The organism is Roseibacillus ishigakijimensis, from assembly GCF_016595415.1.
GTDB lineage: Bacteria > Verrucomicrobiota > Verrucomicrobiia > Verrucomicrobiales > Akkermansiaceae > Roseibacillus > Roseibacillus ishigakijimensis.
In genome coordinates, this window is sequence record NZ_JAENIO010000006.1 from 106,362 (window position 1) to 121,885 (window position 15,524).

General features: G+C 58.0%; 16 protein-coding genes. 13 read left to right on the top strand and 3 right to left on the bottom strand.

The genetic code is table 11. The features are described from left to right. Positions 1-62 precede the first annotated feature (62 nt). The 4 genes from JIN78_RS04100 to JIN78_RS04115 all read left to right on the top strand — a co-directional run bounded on the left by JIN78_RS04100 (position 63) and on the right by JIN78_RS04115 (position 4,028). Positions 63-1,226, top strand: a complete 1,164-nt coding sequence (locus JIN78_RS04100) for an FG-GAP repeat domain-containing protein (protein WP_200390667.1) — start codon at positions 63-65, stop codon at positions 1,224-1,226. 80 nt (positions 1,227-1,306) lie between these two features. Then, positions 1,307-2,515 (top strand): L,D-transpeptidase family protein, encoded by a 1,209-nt coding sequence (locus tag JIN78_RS17695; protein WP_200390668.1) that lies wholly within the window; start codon positions 1,307-1,309, stop codon positions 2,513-2,515. Positions 2,516-2,592: 77 nt separating this feature from the next. Next, positions 2,593-3,669, top strand: coding sequence for a DNA polymerase III subunit delta (gene holA / locus JIN78_RS04110; RefSeq protein ID WP_200390669.1), 1,077 nt, complete (start codon positions 2,593-2,595; stop codon positions 3,667-3,669). Further along, entirely contained in the window at positions 3,666-4,028 is a 363-nt protein-coding gene (locus tag JIN78_RS04115; protein ID WP_200390670.1) for a sulfite exporter TauE/SafE family protein, read from the top strand. The genes holA and JIN78_RS04115 overlap by 4 nt, the downstream gene beginning before the upstream one ends. On the opposite strand, the gene JIN78_RS04120 is transcribed toward JIN78_RS04115, so the two are convergent. Further along, complete coding sequence (locus tag JIN78_RS04120; RefSeq protein WP_200390671.1) at positions 4,029-4,493, bottom strand: hypothetical protein; 465 nt, start codon at positions 4,491-4,493, stop codon at positions 4,029-4,031. 66 nt (positions 4,494-4,559) lie between these two features. Between JIN78_RS04120 and JIN78_RS04125 the strand changes: the two genes are divergently transcribed. The 6 genes from JIN78_RS04125 (at position 4,560) to JIN78_RS04150 (ending at position 10,196) form a co-directional block, all read left to right on the top strand. Beyond that, positions 4,560-4,904: a hypothetical protein gene (locus JIN78_RS04125; protein ID WP_200390672.1), complete on the top strand. Its 345-nt coding sequence runs from the start codon at positions 4,560-4,562 to the stop codon at positions 4,902-4,904. A 99-nt stretch (positions 4,905-5,003) separates the two neighbouring features. Then, complete coding sequence (locus JIN78_RS04130) at positions 5,004-6,134, top strand: citrate synthase (RefSeq protein WP_200390673.1); 1,131 nt, start codon at positions 5,004-5,006, stop codon at positions 6,132-6,134. 59 nt (positions 6,135-6,193) lie between these two features. Further along, complete coding sequence (locus JIN78_RS04135; protein WP_200390674.1) at positions 6,194-6,337, top strand: entericidin A/B family lipoprotein; 144 nt, start codon at positions 6,194-6,196, stop codon at positions 6,335-6,337. Between the two features lie 162 nt (positions 6,338-6,499). Further along, positions 6,500-8,005 (top strand): sialate O-acetylesterase, encoded by a 1,506-nt coding sequence (locus JIN78_RS04140; RefSeq protein WP_200390675.1) that lies wholly within the window; start codon positions 6,500-6,502, stop codon positions 8,003-8,005. Between the two features lie 145 nt (positions 8,006-8,150). After that, positions 8,151-9,536: a leucine-rich repeat domain-containing protein gene (locus JIN78_RS04145; RefSeq protein WP_200390676.1), complete on the top strand. Its 1,386-nt coding sequence runs from the start codon at positions 8,151-8,153 to the stop codon at positions 9,534-9,536. Positions 9,537-9,605: 69 nt separating this feature from the next. Further along, positions 9,606-10,196 carry an LURP-one-related family protein gene (locus JIN78_RS04150; protein ID WP_200390677.1) on the top strand — a complete coding sequence of 197 codons (591 nt, stop codon included), beginning with the start codon at positions 9,606-9,608 and terminating at the stop codon, positions 10,194-10,196. 98 nt (positions 10,197-10,294) lie between these two features. On the opposite strand, the gene JIN78_RS04155 is transcribed toward JIN78_RS04150, so the two are convergent. Together JIN78_RS04155 and JIN78_RS04160 are read right to left on the bottom strand one after the other, a co-directional pair. After that, complete coding sequence (locus JIN78_RS04155; protein WP_200390678.1) at positions 10,295-11,164, bottom strand: PEP-CTERM sorting domain-containing protein; 870 nt, start codon at positions 11,162-11,164, stop codon at positions 10,295-10,297. A 217-nt stretch (positions 11,165-11,381) separates the two neighbouring features. Continuing rightward, a complete protein-coding gene (locus JIN78_RS04160; RefSeq protein ID WP_200390679.1) occupies positions 11,382-12,203 on the bottom strand; it encodes a PEP-CTERM sorting domain-containing protein in 822 nt (273 codons plus the stop codon). A 362-nt stretch (positions 12,204-12,565) separates the two neighbouring features. On the opposite strand from JIN78_RS04160, the gene JIN78_RS04165 reads away from it, so the two are divergent. The 3 genes from JIN78_RS04165 (at position 12,566) to JIN78_RS04175 (ending at position 15,448) form a co-directional block, all read left to right on the top strand. Continuing rightward, positions 12,566-13,510: an oxygenase MpaB family protein gene (locus JIN78_RS04165; protein ID WP_200390680.1), complete on the top strand. Its 945-nt coding sequence runs from the start codon at positions 12,566-12,568 to the stop codon at positions 13,508-13,510. Positions 13,511-13,858: 348 nt separating this feature from the next. Then, a complete protein-coding gene (locus JIN78_RS04170) occupies positions 13,859-14,920 on the top strand; it encodes an alpha/beta hydrolase (RefSeq protein ID WP_200390681.1) in 1,062 nt (353 codons plus the stop codon). Between the two features lie 198 nt (positions 14,921-15,118). Next, the gene (locus JIN78_RS04175; protein WP_200390682.1) at positions 15,119-15,448 is read left to right on the top strand and encodes a leucine-rich repeat domain-containing protein; all 330 of its coding nucleotides are present in this window, start codon (positions 15,119-15,121) and stop codon (positions 15,446-15,448) included. Positions 15,449-15,524: the final 76 nt, after the last annotated feature.

Below are 15,524 nucleotides of genomic sequence, written 5' to 3' on the forward strand. Positions count from 1 at the left end.
ATTTCATTCTCAAGGGGCGCAAGTCTTGTGAAAGGGCGGCCCGGGGGGACGTAGAAGAAGGGATGAAAACGTTTTTCTTCTTTCTCGCCTGGACCACTTTTCCGCTGGGGGCGGAGCTCCCACAGGCGGTCTTCGAGGCGCAGACCATTGATGATGGGATTCAGGTGGGCTATGGGCTTGCGATTGCCGATGTCGATGGGGACGGGCGGGAGGATATTCTGCTTGTTGATGCCGGGGAGACGGTCTGGTATCGCAACCCCGATTGGCAAAAAGAGCGCCTGACGGGGGCTCTGACCGAGCGGGACCACGTCTGTCTCTGCGCCCACGATTTGGATGGCGATAGTCGGGCGGAGGTGGCCGTGGGTGCGGAGTGGAATCCTGGAGATACCGTGAACTCCGGTGCCGTCTTCGCGCTCTCCCGGCCGACGGAGGGCGGAGGACTTTGGGACGCCCGGCCACTGCACCACGAGCCGACGGTCCATCGCATGCATTGGGTGCGGGAAGCGGCCGGACATTTTCTCGCCGTGCTTCCGCTACATGGATGTGGCAATCGGGGCGGCGAGGGCGAAGGCATTCGCTTTCTGGGCTATCGGCCGCAGGAGAAGGGACGGGACTGGCCGACTTTCCTGATCCATCAGGGATTCCATCTCGCGCACAACTTCGACCCGGTGGCGTGGGGCGATCAGGCGCAGGAGAGTCTTCTCGTGGCCTGCAAGGAGGGGGTGCATCTCTTGCAGGGACAGGATGAGGACTGGGAAGCGACGGCCCTGACGGAGAAGGGTGCGGGCGAGGTGCGCTTGGGCCGGGGGCCTGGTGGGCAGCGCTTCGTGGCAACCATCGAGCCCATGCATGGCCACGAGGTGGTGATTAACCCGGAGAATGTCGACGGCCTCTGGTCCCAGCAGCGTCAGGTGATTGATGCGGACCTGGGGGAAGGCCATGCCCTTGTAGTCGGGGATTTTCTCGCTTTGGGCTATGATCAGGTGGTGGCCGGGTGGCGCAAGCCGTCTCGTCGCGAGGGCAAGGTCGGGCTCCGCCTTTATGCGGCCGGAAGGTCTCCCGGCGATCCCTGGCGGCAGCACGCCATCATCGATGACAATGGCATGGCTTGCGAGGATGCCAAAGCGGCGGACCTCAATGGCGATGGCAAGCTGGATATCATCGCGGCAGGCCGGGCCACCCGCAATGTGGTCATTTATTGGAACCGAAGCGGTGAGGACTCGTGAGAAATCGCTCCGCGATTCTTTCTTCCCCTTGTTCGGCGACCGATTTTGAATAAGTTTCCTCCTCGTTCGTCGTAGCAGAAATGATGGGAAGGTTTTTTAGCATTTTCGGGCTCCTTTTTCTGAGTTCCCAGTTCATCCTCGCACAGTCCACCCACCGCATCCGCGAAGGAGAGTCTCTTTGGACCATCGCCCGGCAGTATGGACTCACGATCAACGAACTCAAGGAGGCCAACAAGCTCGAGAGCGATGTCATCTGGGAAGGCCGAACCCTGCGCATTCCCGCACCTCGTCCCGAGCCGGTTCCGGAGCCCGCGCCGGTAGAAATTCCTCCTTTGCGGCCTGAGCCGGACTTCATTCCTCTCGGCAAGCCGATCCCGGTGGACCCCATTCCCGCCCCGACCCCCGCGCCCCGGGCCGCGCCGCGCCGGGCAACCTATGCCAATGGGGGGAAGGAAGCGGTCTTGCGCTTGCAGGTGACCCTTGATCGGGCGGGTTTCGGACCCGGGGTGATCGACGGAAAAGAAGGCTACTTCACCCTCACTGCCCTCCAGCTTTGCCGGACATGGAATCCTTCCGCCCTCGCGCAATCGGTGGAGCCCCTGCAGGAAATCTCTTACCAAAGTTCTTGGGAGCGCTACCTCGATCGCAGTCTCCCCGGCACCGAGGACACGCCTGACTTCACGGCCCTGAGTGAGAATCAGCGTCCCCTCAAATACTACCGGATGGCAGAGCTTCTGGCTGAGCGCTTCCACTGCAAAATCGAATTGCTGGAGGCCCTCAATCCGACCTTGGATTTGGAAAATCTCCCTCATGGCGAGACCCTCCTCGTGCCCAATGTGACCGCTTTCGAGATTGAGAACTACCTTTCTCCCATCGGGGTGGGGCAGTGGAGCGGGCTGGTGGGACATGGCAAGGGCGAACGCTGGCTGGAGGTCGCCAAGGACGACAAGTTTCTTTATCTCTGGGAGAATGAGCGCGTGGTGCGGGCCTTTCCCATCACCATCAATGCCGCGGAGACTCCTCCTGGAGTGCGCACCTTGGGTCACATCACCCCCGGTCCTCCCTACGAACGACGCAAGACCGGCTATGACCTGTTGCCGGGGCCGAATAGCCCGGTGGGCGTGATTTGGGCTCCGCTGGGAGATGGCTACGGCATCCATGGCACCAGCAATCCCGACTCCATCGGGCGCTCGGTGAGCTCCGGCTGCATTCGCTTGGCCAACTGGGATGTCGTGCGCCTCGCGGGCCTGATTCGCAAGGGTCAGCAAGTGCGCATCACCGGGCGGTGACAGCATAAAAAGTGTCCTTTTCTCTCCTGCAGGCTCGGAACTTGCCTCGGGGATGGAACGGGGCCAAGCTTGCGGCGATGGCGATTCACGCGGTATTTGGAACGGACGAGGGACGGGTGGTGGAGGAGGCCCACGCGCTTTTCGAGCAGCTCAAGCCTGAGGGGGGAGAGGAGTTCGCCAACGACATCATCGAAGGAGTAGCGGATGACGCCCAACATGCCTTTGACCTGTGCTCCCAGACCATCGAGGCCGTGCAGACGGTGGGCTTTTTCGGCGGAGCCAAAGTGGTGTGGCTCAAAGGGGCCACTTTCCTCGGAGACGACCGCACGGGGGGGGCGGAGCGGGCCAAGACGGGGGTGGAAAACTTGCTCGATTGTCTCAAGGCCGGGGTTCCGCCCGAAGTGGAAGTGCTCATCTCAGCTCCTGCCATTGACAAACGCCGCGCCTTCTTCAAGTGGCTGAAGAAGGAGGGCGAAGTGCGGGTCTTCGATAAAATCGATATCTCCAAAGAAGGCTGGGAAGATGAGGTGGCCGCCCTCGTCGCTCGCCGGGCCAAGGAGATGAAGCTCACTTTTGAGGATGAGGCCCTGGACCTTTTCGTCCAGTTGGCAGGGGAAGACACTCGTCAGATTGGCAGCGAGTTGACCAAGCTGAGCCTGTATCTCGGTGAAGGGAGCCCAGTGGGGGTGGAGGCCGTCCGCACTATGGTGCCTCCGACCCGGAAAGGGGTCATTTGGGAAATCTCCCGTGCCATCGAGCGGGGAGAGGCTGCGCGGGCGGTGGCGCTCATTGATGCCCAGCTGTCCAAGGGCGAGAGTGCCATCGGCCTGATGCGCGCGGCGGTCATCCCTACGGCCCGCAACCTCTTCTACGCCCGCCTGGCCCTCGATGCCGGGGTGCCCTTGGGCGGTGGTTTCAAGCGTGGGTTGGAAAATCTCCCTCCTGAAAAGCGATCCGTTTTTCCCAAGAAAAAAGACGGCGCCGTTAATTCCTGGGGGCTTTCCCAGGCTGCTGGCAAGGTCGGCAAACGCAGTCTTGCCCGCCTGCGAAAGGCCTTGGAAAGTTGTTTGAAGGCCGATAAGGCTCTCGTCACCACCGGGCTCGATCATCGCCTCGTGCTCCATCGTCTGGTGGTGGAGCTTTCCCAAAAATGAAACTTTTCCTAACAGCCCTCCTCATCGGGGCAGCCGCAGGCTTGGCCGGGGCCCTCCTGGGAGTCGGCGGCGGCATCATCATGGTGCCGGCCTTCGGCTTCTTACTTGGCATGGAGCAAAAAGCGGCGGTGGCGACTTCCCTGGCTGTCGTCGTCGTGACGGCGGTCATCGGCACCAGCAATCACGTCATCAACCGCACCGACCTCATCGACTGGCGCCTGGTGGGCCTCACGGCAGTGGGGGCTGCGGTGGCCGCCTGGTTCGGCTCGGACTGGATGCGCACCCTGAGCAATCCCCAGCTCACCCGCATCTTCGGGGTGCTGATGATCGTGATCGGGATCAAAATGCTCTGGAAGTGATCACCCTTGCCCCGGGGGGGAGATCTCGTGGAGGTGATCGATGCCGTGGCGGGTGAAGCGGTCCCAGTAGCGCTTCTGGAGGGGACTGATTCGCGTCATTCGCCGCTCTTCGGGGAGGCTCAAGTAGTTGTTTTCGCCGATCTCGCGGATCAGCTCGCGTTCGGCCAGGCGGAAGGAGAGCTCGTCCCAAAAGATCTCATTGCGCATCTCGTCGATGCAACTCTGGATGTAGGAGCCTGCCTGGTAGTCCGCCGTGACGCGATTTTTTCCCGTGTCGGGGTCGACCTCGATAATGCCGTGGTAGCCCTCGGCACGGGCGCGGGCGAGGATTTTGTCTTCGAGGTCGGCAAAGGACTCCGCCGAGGTTTCCGTGCCGGGCTTCTGATTGAGGGAGGCGACCTCCGCGGCCAGACTGACCATGTCGATGAGGGTAGTGAATTCGTCTTGGGAGAGGCGCAGATTCATGGGCGGCCCTTGTGGGGAGAATTTCTGAATTTCAAAAGTCCAAATCTTCCTTTTATATCCCGGGGCATGAAACTTTTCACTCTGCTGGTGGCTTCTCTCCTCCTCCAAGCCTGCGCCAATGAGGACAAATACGCGGAACAGCCGGTTGCTCCCTGGACCTATCCCATCTCGGAATACCGGGTCATCCAGACTCAGGCCGGTCGCCCAACGGAAGTTGGTCTCACCCGCCTGGTGGGATGGGACGAGGGGTTCTATTATTTCGACTGGTCGCAGAAGGAGGCCGTCATCGGCCGGGGAACCGGGCGGGTCGACCGCAAGCAATTTGACCTCGAAAATCGAGGAGCTTTGACTTTGGAAAAAGGGCCCGTTACCCTCAGCGGCGGGCAGGTCCGGACCGTGCTTGGAATGTGAAGCTTTTCCCGGCGGTCATTTCCGGAAAATCCCCCTTGCGCGGTGGTCCCGCCTCCGCTTTGGTTATTGCCAGTTTATCACCCGAAAATTTTTATTATTATGTCAGATTACGCCAAAGGTTTGGAAGGAGTCGTCGCCAATGAATCCGCATTGTCAAAAGTGGAAGGCCAGGAGGGACGCTTGTCCTACCTTGGTTACTCCATTGATGATCTGGTGGAGCACACCTCCTTTGAGGAAGTGACCCACCTTCTCCACCGGGGACACCTTCCCACCGCCAGTGAGCTGGCGGCCTTTGAAGAAAAGCTGCGCAACGACCGCGATCTCCCGGAGGGGGTGATTGCTTTTCTCAAGACCGCGCCGAAAGACGCCAAGCCCATGGACGTTCTCCGGACGGCGGTTTCCATGCTGGGCCTCACTGACAAGCGGGCCAAGATTGGCGAGCCTGATCAGGAAGCCAATCGCGAGGTGGCTCTCTCCCTTGTCGCCAAGACGCCCACCATCGTGGCCTACTACCACCGCTCCCGCCAGGGGCTCGACCTTCCTCCGGTGCGCACCGACCTCTCGGAGGCTGCTCACTTCCTCTATCTCATCAATGGCGAAGTCCCCTCCGAGGCTGCTGCCAAGACGCTCGATGTCGCCTACATTCTCCATGCCGACCATGGGATGAATGCTTCCACTTTCTCCGCTCGGGTTACCATTGCCACCTTGTCCGATATGTATTCGGCCATGACTTCGGCTATCGGCACCCTCAAGGGTCCTCTCCACGGAGGGGCCAACGAAGGCGTCATCAAGATGCTGCAAAAGATTGGCTCCCTCGATAAGGTGGATGCCTTTGTCGAAGACAGCCTGGCCAACAAGCGCAAGATCATGGGCATCGGCCACCGGGTCTACAAGGTTCTCGACCCCCGGGCTCCCCACCTGCAAAAGATGGCCATCCAGCTCACCAAAGAGCTGGGCGAAACCAAGTGGATCGATATGTCGGAGCGGATTGCCGAGCTCATGCGTGAGCGAAAGGGGCTGAATGCCAATGTCGATTTTTACTCGGCGACCGTTTATTACAGCCTCGGCATTCCCACCGATCTCTTCACCCCCATCTTTGCCATTTCCCGCATGGCTGGCTGGACCGCGCAGGTGCTCGAGCAGCTCGAGGACAACCGCCTTTACCGTCCGCTCACCAAGTATGTTGGGCCTGAGACCCTTTCTCCGGTCAAGCCCATTGCCGAACGCTAAACGCATTATGCAACGCTCTGGCCTTGCCAGAGACCGTTTCACTTCTAAATTCCTCTGAGATGAAAATTTCCAAATTGATTGCCCTTTCTCTCTGCGCCCTCTTCGCGGGGGCCTTGACTTCCTGCAACACCTTCCTCGGGGTGGGCCGGGACCTGCAACAAGCAGGTGAAGGCATTGAAAAGACGGTCTACGGCCGCAATTGATCTCCCCCTACGGGAAAGATTCACGACTTGGCGCGAACTTTGGTCCCCTCGCCGGAGGGGCTGGAGTTCGCTTTTTTTTTGCGTTCATGGGAAACCGCAAATCATGCGATTTCCCGGCAGGAAAACGACAAGAGGGGCCATCCCGGGCGTATAGCTGGGGTCATGACTCGAAATCTCTTTTTGTTTTCACTCGTTCTCGGGGGCTTCACTCAAGCCGCCCTCGAGGTTCCTGCTTTTTTTTCCGATGGCATGGTCTTGCAACAGCAGGGCAAGGCCAAAGTCTGGGGCTGGCTCGATAGCGAGGAGGAGGTCACCGTGACCTTCGCGGGCCAGAGCGAAAGCGCGCGGCCCAACGGTGAAGGCCGGTGGGAGGTCACCTTTTCCAACCTGGCGGCCAGTGCGGAGGGGCGCGACCTGGTGATCACCGGGGGAGCGGAAGAAAAGGTGATCCGCAATGTGCTGGTGGGGGAGGTCTGGCTGGCCTCCGGGCAGTCCAATATGGAATGGCCTATCGCGCGCACCGAGAATGCGGAAGAAGCGGCGGCCCAATCCGCTGATCCTTATCTGCGGGTTTACCTCAGCCAAAACGTGGCCAAGGCCGAGCCCCAGATCGATTTTCCCGGCCAGTGGGCTGCCGCCGCTCCCGAGACCACCGGCCAGATGACCGCCGTGGGCTACTACTTCGCCCGCAAGCTGCGCGCTGAGCTGGAGGTGCCGGTAGCCATCATTGAATGTTCCTGGGGAGGCAAGCCCGTGGAAGCCTTCACGAGTGAGGAAGCTCTTGCCCAACTCCCGGAGGCGGAGGTTCTCCTCGAGCGCAAAGCCAATGCCATCGCCAGCTGGGATGAGGCCAAGGCCCGGGCTGACTACGAGGCCGCCCTCGCCAAGTGGGAGGCGGACGGGAAGCAGGGCCGCCGCCCTGGAATGGCGACCGACCCCAGCATCAATCCCAGTATGCCAGCCACCCTCTACAACGGCATGATCGCCCCCCTCGTGGGCTACGGTGTCCGGGGCGCTATCTGGTATCAGGGTGAATCTAATGCCAATCCCGTGACGGCCGCAAATTACGAAGAACTGCTCGGTGGACTGGTGGCCGATTGGCGGCAGCGCTGGGAGGCTGATTTGGCCTTTTACTACGTGCAATTGGCCAACTTCCGTCAGCCCACCAGCGAGCCCGGGGTGGAGAGCCACTGGGTCACCGTGCAGGACGAGATGCGCCGTGCCCTCGATAGCATCTCACATAGCGGCATGGCCGTGATTAACGAGATCGGCGAAGCCAACGACATTCACCCCCGCAACAAGAAGGACGTGGGCGAGCGCCTCGCCCGGTGGGCTCTCGGGCAGGATTATGGCCGGGAGGACGTGGTCATGAGCGGACCGCTTTTCGACAAAGTCGAGAAGAAGGACCAGCGCTTGGTTGTCTCCTTCGAGCATAACGCCGGGCTCCAGTCCCGTGACGGAGAACCCTTGCAGCGCTTCGAGATCAAAGCAGAAGATGGTCCGTGGGTCTGGGCTCAGGCGAAGATTGAGGGAGGCAAAGTGATCGTCTGGTCGGAGGAGGTCGCCGAGCCTGCGGAGGTGCGCTACGCCTGGGCCGACAACCCCGCCGGGGCCAATCTTGTGAACGGCGAGGGCCTGCCTGCCAGCTGCTTCACCAGCGAGGAATAATATCCCGTTTGCGAGTGCTTTCCCAAGCCTTCGTTCTTTCTTTGAGAACGAAGGCTTTTTTTTGCGGTCAGGAGAGAGGGCGGAGACCTCTTTTCTCTTCTTTGTCGTCTCGTTCCACCTTGTTTTTATTGATATCAGTGTTGTTATGAAAATGCATCTTTTCTGTTCTCTTCTCGGCATGGTTTTCACTCTTTCCGGGGCCGATTTGAATGATCTCACTTACGAGATCAACGAGGGTCAGGTCACCATTACCGACTGCCTCGAAACGGCGGCCGGGGAGCTGGTCGTGCCCGCCACCGTGGAGGGCCTGCCGGTGGTGGCGGTGGGGGCGGGGGCCTTTGCTTCGTGCGGGGACCTCACCGGGATATCCCTTCCTTCCTCTCTCACCTCCATAGGCGTTTCCGCTTTCTTCCAGTGTTCTTCTCTCCAGGCGTTTCAGGTGCCCGAGGGCGTCACTGTGCTAGCTGCCAACACCTTTCGCGAATGCACCAGCCTGGCCGCAGTGACTTTACCGGAAGGTCTCCACCAGATTGGAGCCTCGGCGTTTTATCAGTGCTCCGCGCTTTCTACGGTGACTCTCCCCAGCACGATCACGATCCTGGAAAGCAGTGCTTTTGCCTGGTGCGGAGGCCTGACCGCGATCCATTTGCCCGAGGGCTTGCTTGAGTTGGGGGATTCCTGTTTCTATAACTGCGGAGCGCTCGCGGCCCTCGAGCTTCCCGCCAGCCTGAGCACCGTGGGGAGCCAGTTCCTCTACGGCTGCCGGAGCCTCCCGGGGCTGACTCTTGCCGAGGGAAGTAGCCACTTTTCCGTTTTGGAGGGAGTCCTCTACAATGCCAGTCAGTCGCTCCTCGTGCAATACCCGGCAGGGAAAGAGGAGAGCTCGCTCGTTCTGCCCGAGAGTGTGACTGCGATTGGGGATTGGGCGGTGGCCAATGCTTGGGATTTGCAAGAAGTGGTGCTCCCCACCTCGTTGCGAACCATCGGGGCCCGCGCTTTTTATGGCTCTCTGGGCATTGTCGATCTGGATTTTCCCCAAGGATTGCTTTCTTTGGGCGATGCGGCTTTCTTTCGTTGTGCCGGCTTGCAATCCGTGACCTTGCCCGCCTCCCTCCGCATTCTGGGCAGCTCGGTATTTGTCCAATGCTCCAACCTCAGCGAGATTTATTTTGAAGGAAATCGGCCCGGTGATGCGGAGGCCGGAGAGGCGGGGAGCGAGTCGGCGATCATCTATGTCTTTGCCGGCACTAGCGGGTGGGGAGAGACCTTTCGCGGGCGCCCGGTGGAGGTTCTGGGCTCTCCGGTCTCGCTCTCTCTTTCCATCATCAGTGGGGTGCCCACCCTCGCGATTGACTCGGCGGCAGGCGAGAGTTTCGAGATTTTCCGTTCGCAGGAAGGGGTCTTCAGCGGGGAACCCCTGGTCCCCAATCTCCCTGCTACCGGTGCCCTCACCCTCTGGGAAGATCCCTCGGCCTTGTCCACCCAAGGCGCGATCCTTTACCGGGTGCGTCGGCATGTGGAGATCCGCTGAGAGGGGGACGAACTTTTCACAGAATGGAGCGTGCCAAAGACCGCCCCGCCCGCTAGTTCATTTTTGCGTATGAAATTCCCTCTCGATCTCCGATTCAAGATTCTCGCCTTCGCACCCCAGGCCAATGTGGTCGATGCCGATGGCCAGCAGGTGTGCTACTTCAAGCAAAAGCTGTTTCGCTTTCGGGAGAAAGTGGAAGTCTACACCGATAGCAGCCGGCAAACCCTGCTGGCGACCATCACCGCCAATAAGATTCTCGATTGGTCGGCCCGCTACACGTTTCATGATGCGGAAGGGAACGAAATTGGCTCCGTGGGCCGCCAAGGCATGCGCTCGCTGTGGAAGGCGCATTACGATGTCTTCAACCCCGGCGACAACCGCGCTGATTTCGCCATTCGGGAAGAGAATCCGTGGACCAAAGTGATGGACGGTTTTTTTGGGGAAATCCCGATTCTCAACATGATCACCGGTTTTCTCTTTCACCCCGCTTACCTGGCCCGGCGTGCTGACGGGAGCGATGCCCTTCGCCTCAAGAAGCAACCTGCCTTTCTGGAAGGAAAGTTCATCATCAGTAAATTAGGCGATCTGGAGCCACGGGAAGAGCTCAATCTCCTCCTCTCCTTTCTGATGCTCAACCTGCTGGAGCGGCGACGGGGTTGACTCCTAATCGGGCCGTGCCGGGGTGTTGGAAGCGCCGGCACAGCCTATTTTCTGACAAGACAGTGTTCCGTCTGACCAGAGAGAACTGGAACTTGCTCTTAGGCCGCTCGACGGCGGACGGCGTAGGCGAAGACTGCTAAGGAGGCAAGAATGGTTGTGCACGGTTCTGGAACGGCGATGATGGCGTAAGAGGTCCCCGCGTCGCTGGTAATGGTCTCTCCGGTGAGGAGATTGCCCTGATCGTCACGCAAGTCCACCCCGAGGACTTCGAGCGTATTTCCAAAGTTGGCGCTTCCTCCCAAATAATCTCCATCGGGTTGAAATTCCATACTTTGTTGGAATGAACTCAAGATGCGAACGGTGATTTCTTGCGGAGCTCCACCATGGACAAAGGCTTGGGAGACGATGATGTTATTGTAGGATCCTTCATCGGAAAAAAACCAGGACTGGGAGGGCTCATTTCCATGTGATATTTCGACAAGGGTGAAGGTCCCCACGCCGCTGACATCGCCAGTCAATCGCATGATATAGGTGGAAATATAGTTGGTGGCAGTGCCGCCGTAGCTCAAAGTTTCGGTATATGACGCCTCGGCCCAAGAGGTGTAGTAGCTGGGTGTTCCCGTGTCCGTCTCGTAGTCATAGTCCGGGTCGTAGTGAGTGTTTTCGATTTGTCCCGAGGCATGAGTTCGCAGGCGTTGGCTGGCGGCACTTGCCAATGTGCTGGCACTGAAGGTCAGAGTCTCCCCAGGATTTCCCGTATGCTTGAAGTCGATGGAGCCGTCAGCTGAGACCTCGAGCAATGGCACTGTGGAGCTGTCGCTCATATCGGCATAGCTTTCGGAGCTATCCTTGCCATAGCCATAAAAGGCCCAGGAAAACACACTCGCTCCCTGCACAGGAAAAAGAGCGAAACTGGAAATCAAGCAGGCGACTCCAGCCAGTGGGGAAAAGGAAGCAACAGGCTTCATAGTAGGATCGTGGTTGATGGTGATTTGAGCGGAAAACAGGATGGTTTGAATTGGTGAAATTCACTAACCTTCAGCTAATAGTGAGTCAGAATTAAGGTTGGTGGTCAAGGTGATTCCGCCGGAGACTTGAAAATGGAATTCCGGTTTCTCGCGAAAAGAAAAAACCGCGTGGGTTGAACCCGCGCGGTTTCCTAATGATAGCCGTGAAACCTTTTCCCTAGTTGCGCCGACGGCGAGTGCTCAGCAGGCCGCCCAGCAGGAGACAGGCGGTTGCCGAGGGCTCGGGAACCACCCCAACGATGCCTCCCTCCGCAAGGTCTGAGTAGGCGCTGAACTGGCTGGGTCCGGTGAGGGTTCCCAAGATGCCCGGTTGCTCTGGATCCAGGATAACCCAGTCGGCGGAGCTGTCAGCCCGGCTGATGAGTTGACCGTCCGCATCGACAAAAAGCTGCCCGTTTCCGAGGTAGGCGGAATAGTCTCCCACCAACGTGGGGCTGACGGAGGTGTTGTTGAGGTCTGCCCGATAGAGCTCATTGTCCGCATTAAGAATAAAGAGCTGCCCATTCCTATCGATGGCGATGTCTCCGAGCAAGCCGATGGAGTTGTCGTTCCCGTAGGGTTTTGAAGATCCGTTGATCACTCCGTTTGAGTCGAAGGTGAAGCGCACGAGACCTTGCGCTGACCCATAGTCGTCCCAGAGATAGTAGGCCCCATCATAAAAACTTCCCCCACCAAGGGAAACCCCCACCGTGGAAGCCAGGTTGGCAGTGCCAGTAATGTTGGTTCTCGTATTGGTGGCCAAATCGTATTCAAAAATTGCCACCACATCAGAGCTTGCATTGTTAGGGAGCTCATTAAGGGCATAGATGATGCGATTGTTGGCGGAGTCTGTCGCCAGATGGTTGGCGGCATAGGCGGTGGGGGAGGCTGTCAGACTCGACGTAATCAAAACACGTTCATTTGCCGAAGTGAAACCGTAGAGACTGGCTTCGAAAGTAGCAAAAGCCCAATAATCGGTAGTCGAGGTCTGGGCTAGCATCGGGTTGGTCAAGCTCAACAAGAAAGAGCTCGTTAGGGTTAAGTGCTTCATTGTTTCTTTGAAAAATATTAATATCCCTTAAATTTTTTTATGTAGGTCCAGGGGCGAGCGAAGTCTTCTGTTGCTGCCAAGCAGGCATGTCGAGGCTAAATTATTCTCGATTTGTTGAATTTTAGAGATGAGCGTTGGCATTTTTGCCTGAAAGAGTGGAAGAGCTTTTCGATATTCAGGAAAGAAGTGAGCATTGCAGATGCCAGATCTGGTGCTCATTTCGCAGGCTCTATTCCTCTGGTCGGTTCGCGTTCGGCTTGGCTGCGCGCTGGTTCCTCTTGCTTATCGCGAACTCGAGTGTAACCGGGATGATGCCTGCCCCCCGAAATAACGCCCTTCAGGAGATTCTCTCCAAGCGCTTTCGCATCCTGCTGACTGGCGACCCGGATGGAGTTCCACCGTGGCTCGCCGACGTCGCGGCCAGCGATGAGCCCGGTCTCTATCTCCCGGACGAAGCCCCTTGGATCGTCCACGGGGATCTGGCCACCCTCGTCGGAGGTATTCGCGCGCTTCTCATGCAGGCCCTCCATCCCGGCAGCCTCACCGGGGTCAGGGAGCATTCCCGCTACAAAGAGGAGCCCTTGGGCCGACTCTCCGGTACCATTCGTTGGCTCACGATGACCACCTTTGCCTCTACGGCCGCAGTCTCGGGCGAGGCGGATCGCGTCAATACCATGCACCGGCGGGTGAAGGGGACCTACCAAAACTCTGCAGGACAAAAAGTGGCCTATCGCGCCGCCGATCCCGAGCTTCTCCGCTGGGTTCACATCGCTTTCATGGACTCCTTTCTCCGCTGCCATCAACTCTACTCCTCCCGTGCCCTGCCCGGGGGAGCGGACGCCTACATCCGTCTCTGGGCCAAGTCCGTGATCCCCTTGGGCCTCACCGAAGTCCCCCTCTCCGAGCGCGATCTCCTCGCTGAGCTTGAGCGCTTTCGCCCTGAACTCGTGGTCAATGACGCCACTCGCGAAGTTATCAGCTTCATCAGGAATCCTCCGTTGCCCAAGACCTCCCTCCCGGCCTACCATTTTCTTTTCAAAGCGGCACTTGCCTCCCTTCCGCAGGAGTATCAGGAGAGAATCGGGCTGGGGCACCCTTCTCTCCGCCTCATGCGGCCGATCACCCGCAATCTCCTCGGGCTCATCCGCCTCGCCATTGGCCCCGAGACCCCCATCGAGGAAGCGGCCATCGCGCGCCTTCACCGCGCAGGCGTGATGAAAGACGGGAAAATCATTTGCCGCCCCGATTCCTTGTAGTTCAGCCTCCTCTGCGCTTGCCGAGTGGCGCAGGCCGTAGAGACGGTCGGGCTTGGGAAGGGTTTTCATACTACCTAGGGAGCGCGTACTTGATACCAATGGTATAAGAGTTCAGCCAGCTGAGAGCTTCGCGGGCCCGGGTTGCTTTTATGCCGCCTGCAACCGCCTCGCCGTATGAACAACAGCGGTAATTCTTGGGATCCTCGCAAATCCCGCCCCGCACGGGGTTGATAGTCTAAAAAAAAGACAGGCACCTATTTTGACTTTTTTTACTTGGTATCTCTGGGCCTTCTGGTCTCGATTCCGCATTGACTTTGAAGTGCGCTCGTTCATTTTTCATAAAATCTTATGAAGATAAATTGTTATTTCCTGGGTGTTGCACTCCTGTTTTCCCATTGCCTTTTAGACGCCCGCGAGTGGAAGGATGTCGATGGGCGAGTGATCGAGGCCGAATTCGTGAGCCGCGACGAAGAGACTGTGACTATCAACAAGGGAGGGAAAGAGTTCTTGATATCGTTGCAACGTCTCTCGCCTGAGGATCGGGCGTGGATCGCGGAACAGGACGCTACACCGGCCGAGAAGCCGAAGGTGATTCTAAACGGCGAGCAGAGCAATCACCCGGTCACGGTGAAATTCCGCGACGATCCGAAGGACTGGACGGCAGGTCGCCTAGCCAGTGAATGCGAGAATCTTGACTACTTCACCATCCCGACCAATAAGGACCAAGTTCAGGGTTTTGAGGAGTGTGTGACTGCCCAGGATCAAGCTTGCCATGTTTACGTGCCAGCAAGCTATGACGGTACGAAGTCCTACGGGCTTTACTTGCATATCAGTCCCACCGACAGAGGAGGCTTTCCGAATAGCTACAGGGCGATTTTTGACAAGGAAGACATGATCGCAGTCAGTGCTCACCAAACCGCCAACGGCAGGGCGCACTGGGAGCGCATTTGTCGTGCCATGAACGCACTTGCTACTGTTCGCAGCCAGTGGAAGATCGATCCAGATCGAACCTTTGTGGGCGGGCTTTCGGGTGGAGGGCATATGGCATTTCTCACCCACGTCTTATTCTCCAACGAGTTTCGCGGGGCCATTAGCCATGCTGCGCAGAGTTACCCTCCGGGCTTCAAAGGCGGACATGGCCATTTTGGAGAGGGTTGCTCGTCCTCCGACTTTCGTAAAGGCCGTCGCGGCCAAAATCGCTGGCTTGTCGTCATCGGCAAGGATGACAAGCGGAACTATTCCGAAGTTCTCGCCACCGCTTCTTATTGGCAGAATATGCCGGTCACTTACGAAGCTTGGGAAATTGAAGGGATGGGCCACACTGAGGCTGGTCCTGAAGACTTCGCCAACGCTCTTCAGTGGCTTCAGTCCAATCCGGAAAACTCAGAACCGGGGAAGGGGAGGGATTGACTGATTGTAGGAATCGAGCCGGATGGCGATGATTGATCTCTCTGTCCTCGCCCTCTGGAAAGGAAGCAGACAACTTTTAGCATGTTTTACCGTCGAAGAATCCGAATCTTGACCGGAATTTTACTCTACATCAAAACCCTGATTATGAGTAAAAACATAAGGTGCTGGCGATGCTCCGATCGAATCCTTTTCCTGACAATGGCAGCCTTAGGACCGATTTCCGGCAGCCTTTTAGCTGCGAGTGTTGAAGATCTCGTTTGGGAAATCAATGACGGGGAGGTGGTTATAACTGACTGCGATTTGCAAGCTGCAGGAGAACTTGTGATTCCAGAACAACTCGAAGGCTTTCCTGTTCGAGAAGTGGCGAGTTGGGCTTTCTTTAACTGCTCGAAGTTAACTAAAGTGCAATTACCCGAAAGCCTACGCAAGGTAGGAGTATGGGGGTTTAGCGAATGTCACAATCTTACGGAAATCTACATACCTTCTCATCTCAGTGAATTGGGACTTTACACATTCGCGTCAGGTTAAGGCTGTGAGGCCTGATTCTATGGGGGATTTGCGGGTTCGTCGGTCTCTTTTGAGGTGCCGCGGATCAGGACTAAAA

Excerpts from the sequence above, each read along its gene's own strand:
- JIN78_RS04100 (WP_200390667.1), top strand. The coding sequence starts at position 63 with ATGAAAACGTTTTTCTTCTTTCTCGCCTGGACCACTTTTCCGCTGGGG.
- JIN78_RS17695 (WP_200390668.1), top strand. The coding sequence starts at position 1,307 with ATGATGGGAAGGTTTTTTAGCATTTTCGGGCTCCTTTTTCTGAGTTCC.
- holA (WP_200390669.1), top strand. The coding sequence starts at position 2,593 with ATGGCGATTCACGCGGTATTTGGAACGGACGAGGGACGGGTGGTGGAG.
- JIN78_RS04115 (WP_200390670.1), top strand. The coding sequence starts at position 3,666 with ATGAAACTTTTCCTAACAGCCCTCCTCATCGGGGCAGCCGCAGGCTTG.
- JIN78_RS04120 (WP_200390671.1), bottom strand. The coding sequence starts at position 4,493 with ATGAATCTGCGCCTCTCCCAAGACGAATTCACTACCCTCATCGACATG.
- JIN78_RS04125 (WP_200390672.1), top strand. The coding sequence starts at position 4,560 with ATGAAACTTTTCACTCTGCTGGTGGCTTCTCTCCTCCTCCAAGCCTGC.
- JIN78_RS04130 (WP_200390673.1), top strand. The coding sequence starts at position 5,004 with ATGTCAGATTACGCCAAAGGTTTGGAAGGAGTCGTCGCCAATGAATCC.
- JIN78_RS04135 (WP_200390674.1), top strand. The coding sequence starts at position 6,194 with ATGAAAATTTCCAAATTGATTGCCCTTTCTCTCTGCGCCCTCTTCGCG.
- JIN78_RS04140 (WP_200390675.1), top strand. The coding sequence starts at position 6,500 with ATGACTCGAAATCTCTTTTTGTTTTCACTCGTTCTCGGGGGCTTCACT.
- JIN78_RS04145 (WP_200390676.1), top strand. The coding sequence starts at position 8,151 with ATGAAAATGCATCTTTTCTGTTCTCTTCTCGGCATGGTTTTCACTCTT.
- JIN78_RS04150 (WP_200390677.1), top strand. The coding sequence starts at position 9,606 with ATGAAATTCCCTCTCGATCTCCGATTCAAGATTCTCGCCTTCGCACCC.
- JIN78_RS04155 (WP_200390678.1), bottom strand. The coding sequence starts at position 11,164 with ATGAAGCCTGTTGCTTCCTTTTCCCCACTGGCTGGAGTCGCCTGCTTG.
- JIN78_RS04160 (WP_200390679.1), bottom strand. The coding sequence starts at position 12,203 with ATGCTAGCCCAGACCTCGACTACCGATTATTGGGCTTTTGCTACTTTC.
- JIN78_RS04165 (WP_200390680.1), top strand. The coding sequence starts at position 12,566 with ATGCCTGCCCCCCGAAATAACGCCCTTCAGGAGATTCTCTCCAAGCGC.
- JIN78_RS04170 (WP_200390681.1), top strand. The coding sequence starts at position 13,859 with ATGAAGATAAATTGTTATTTCCTGGGTGTTGCACTCCTGTTTTCCCAT.
- JIN78_RS04175 (WP_200390682.1), top strand. The coding sequence starts at position 15,119 with ATGGCAGCCTTAGGACCGATTTCCGGCAGCCTTTTAGCTGCGAGTGTT.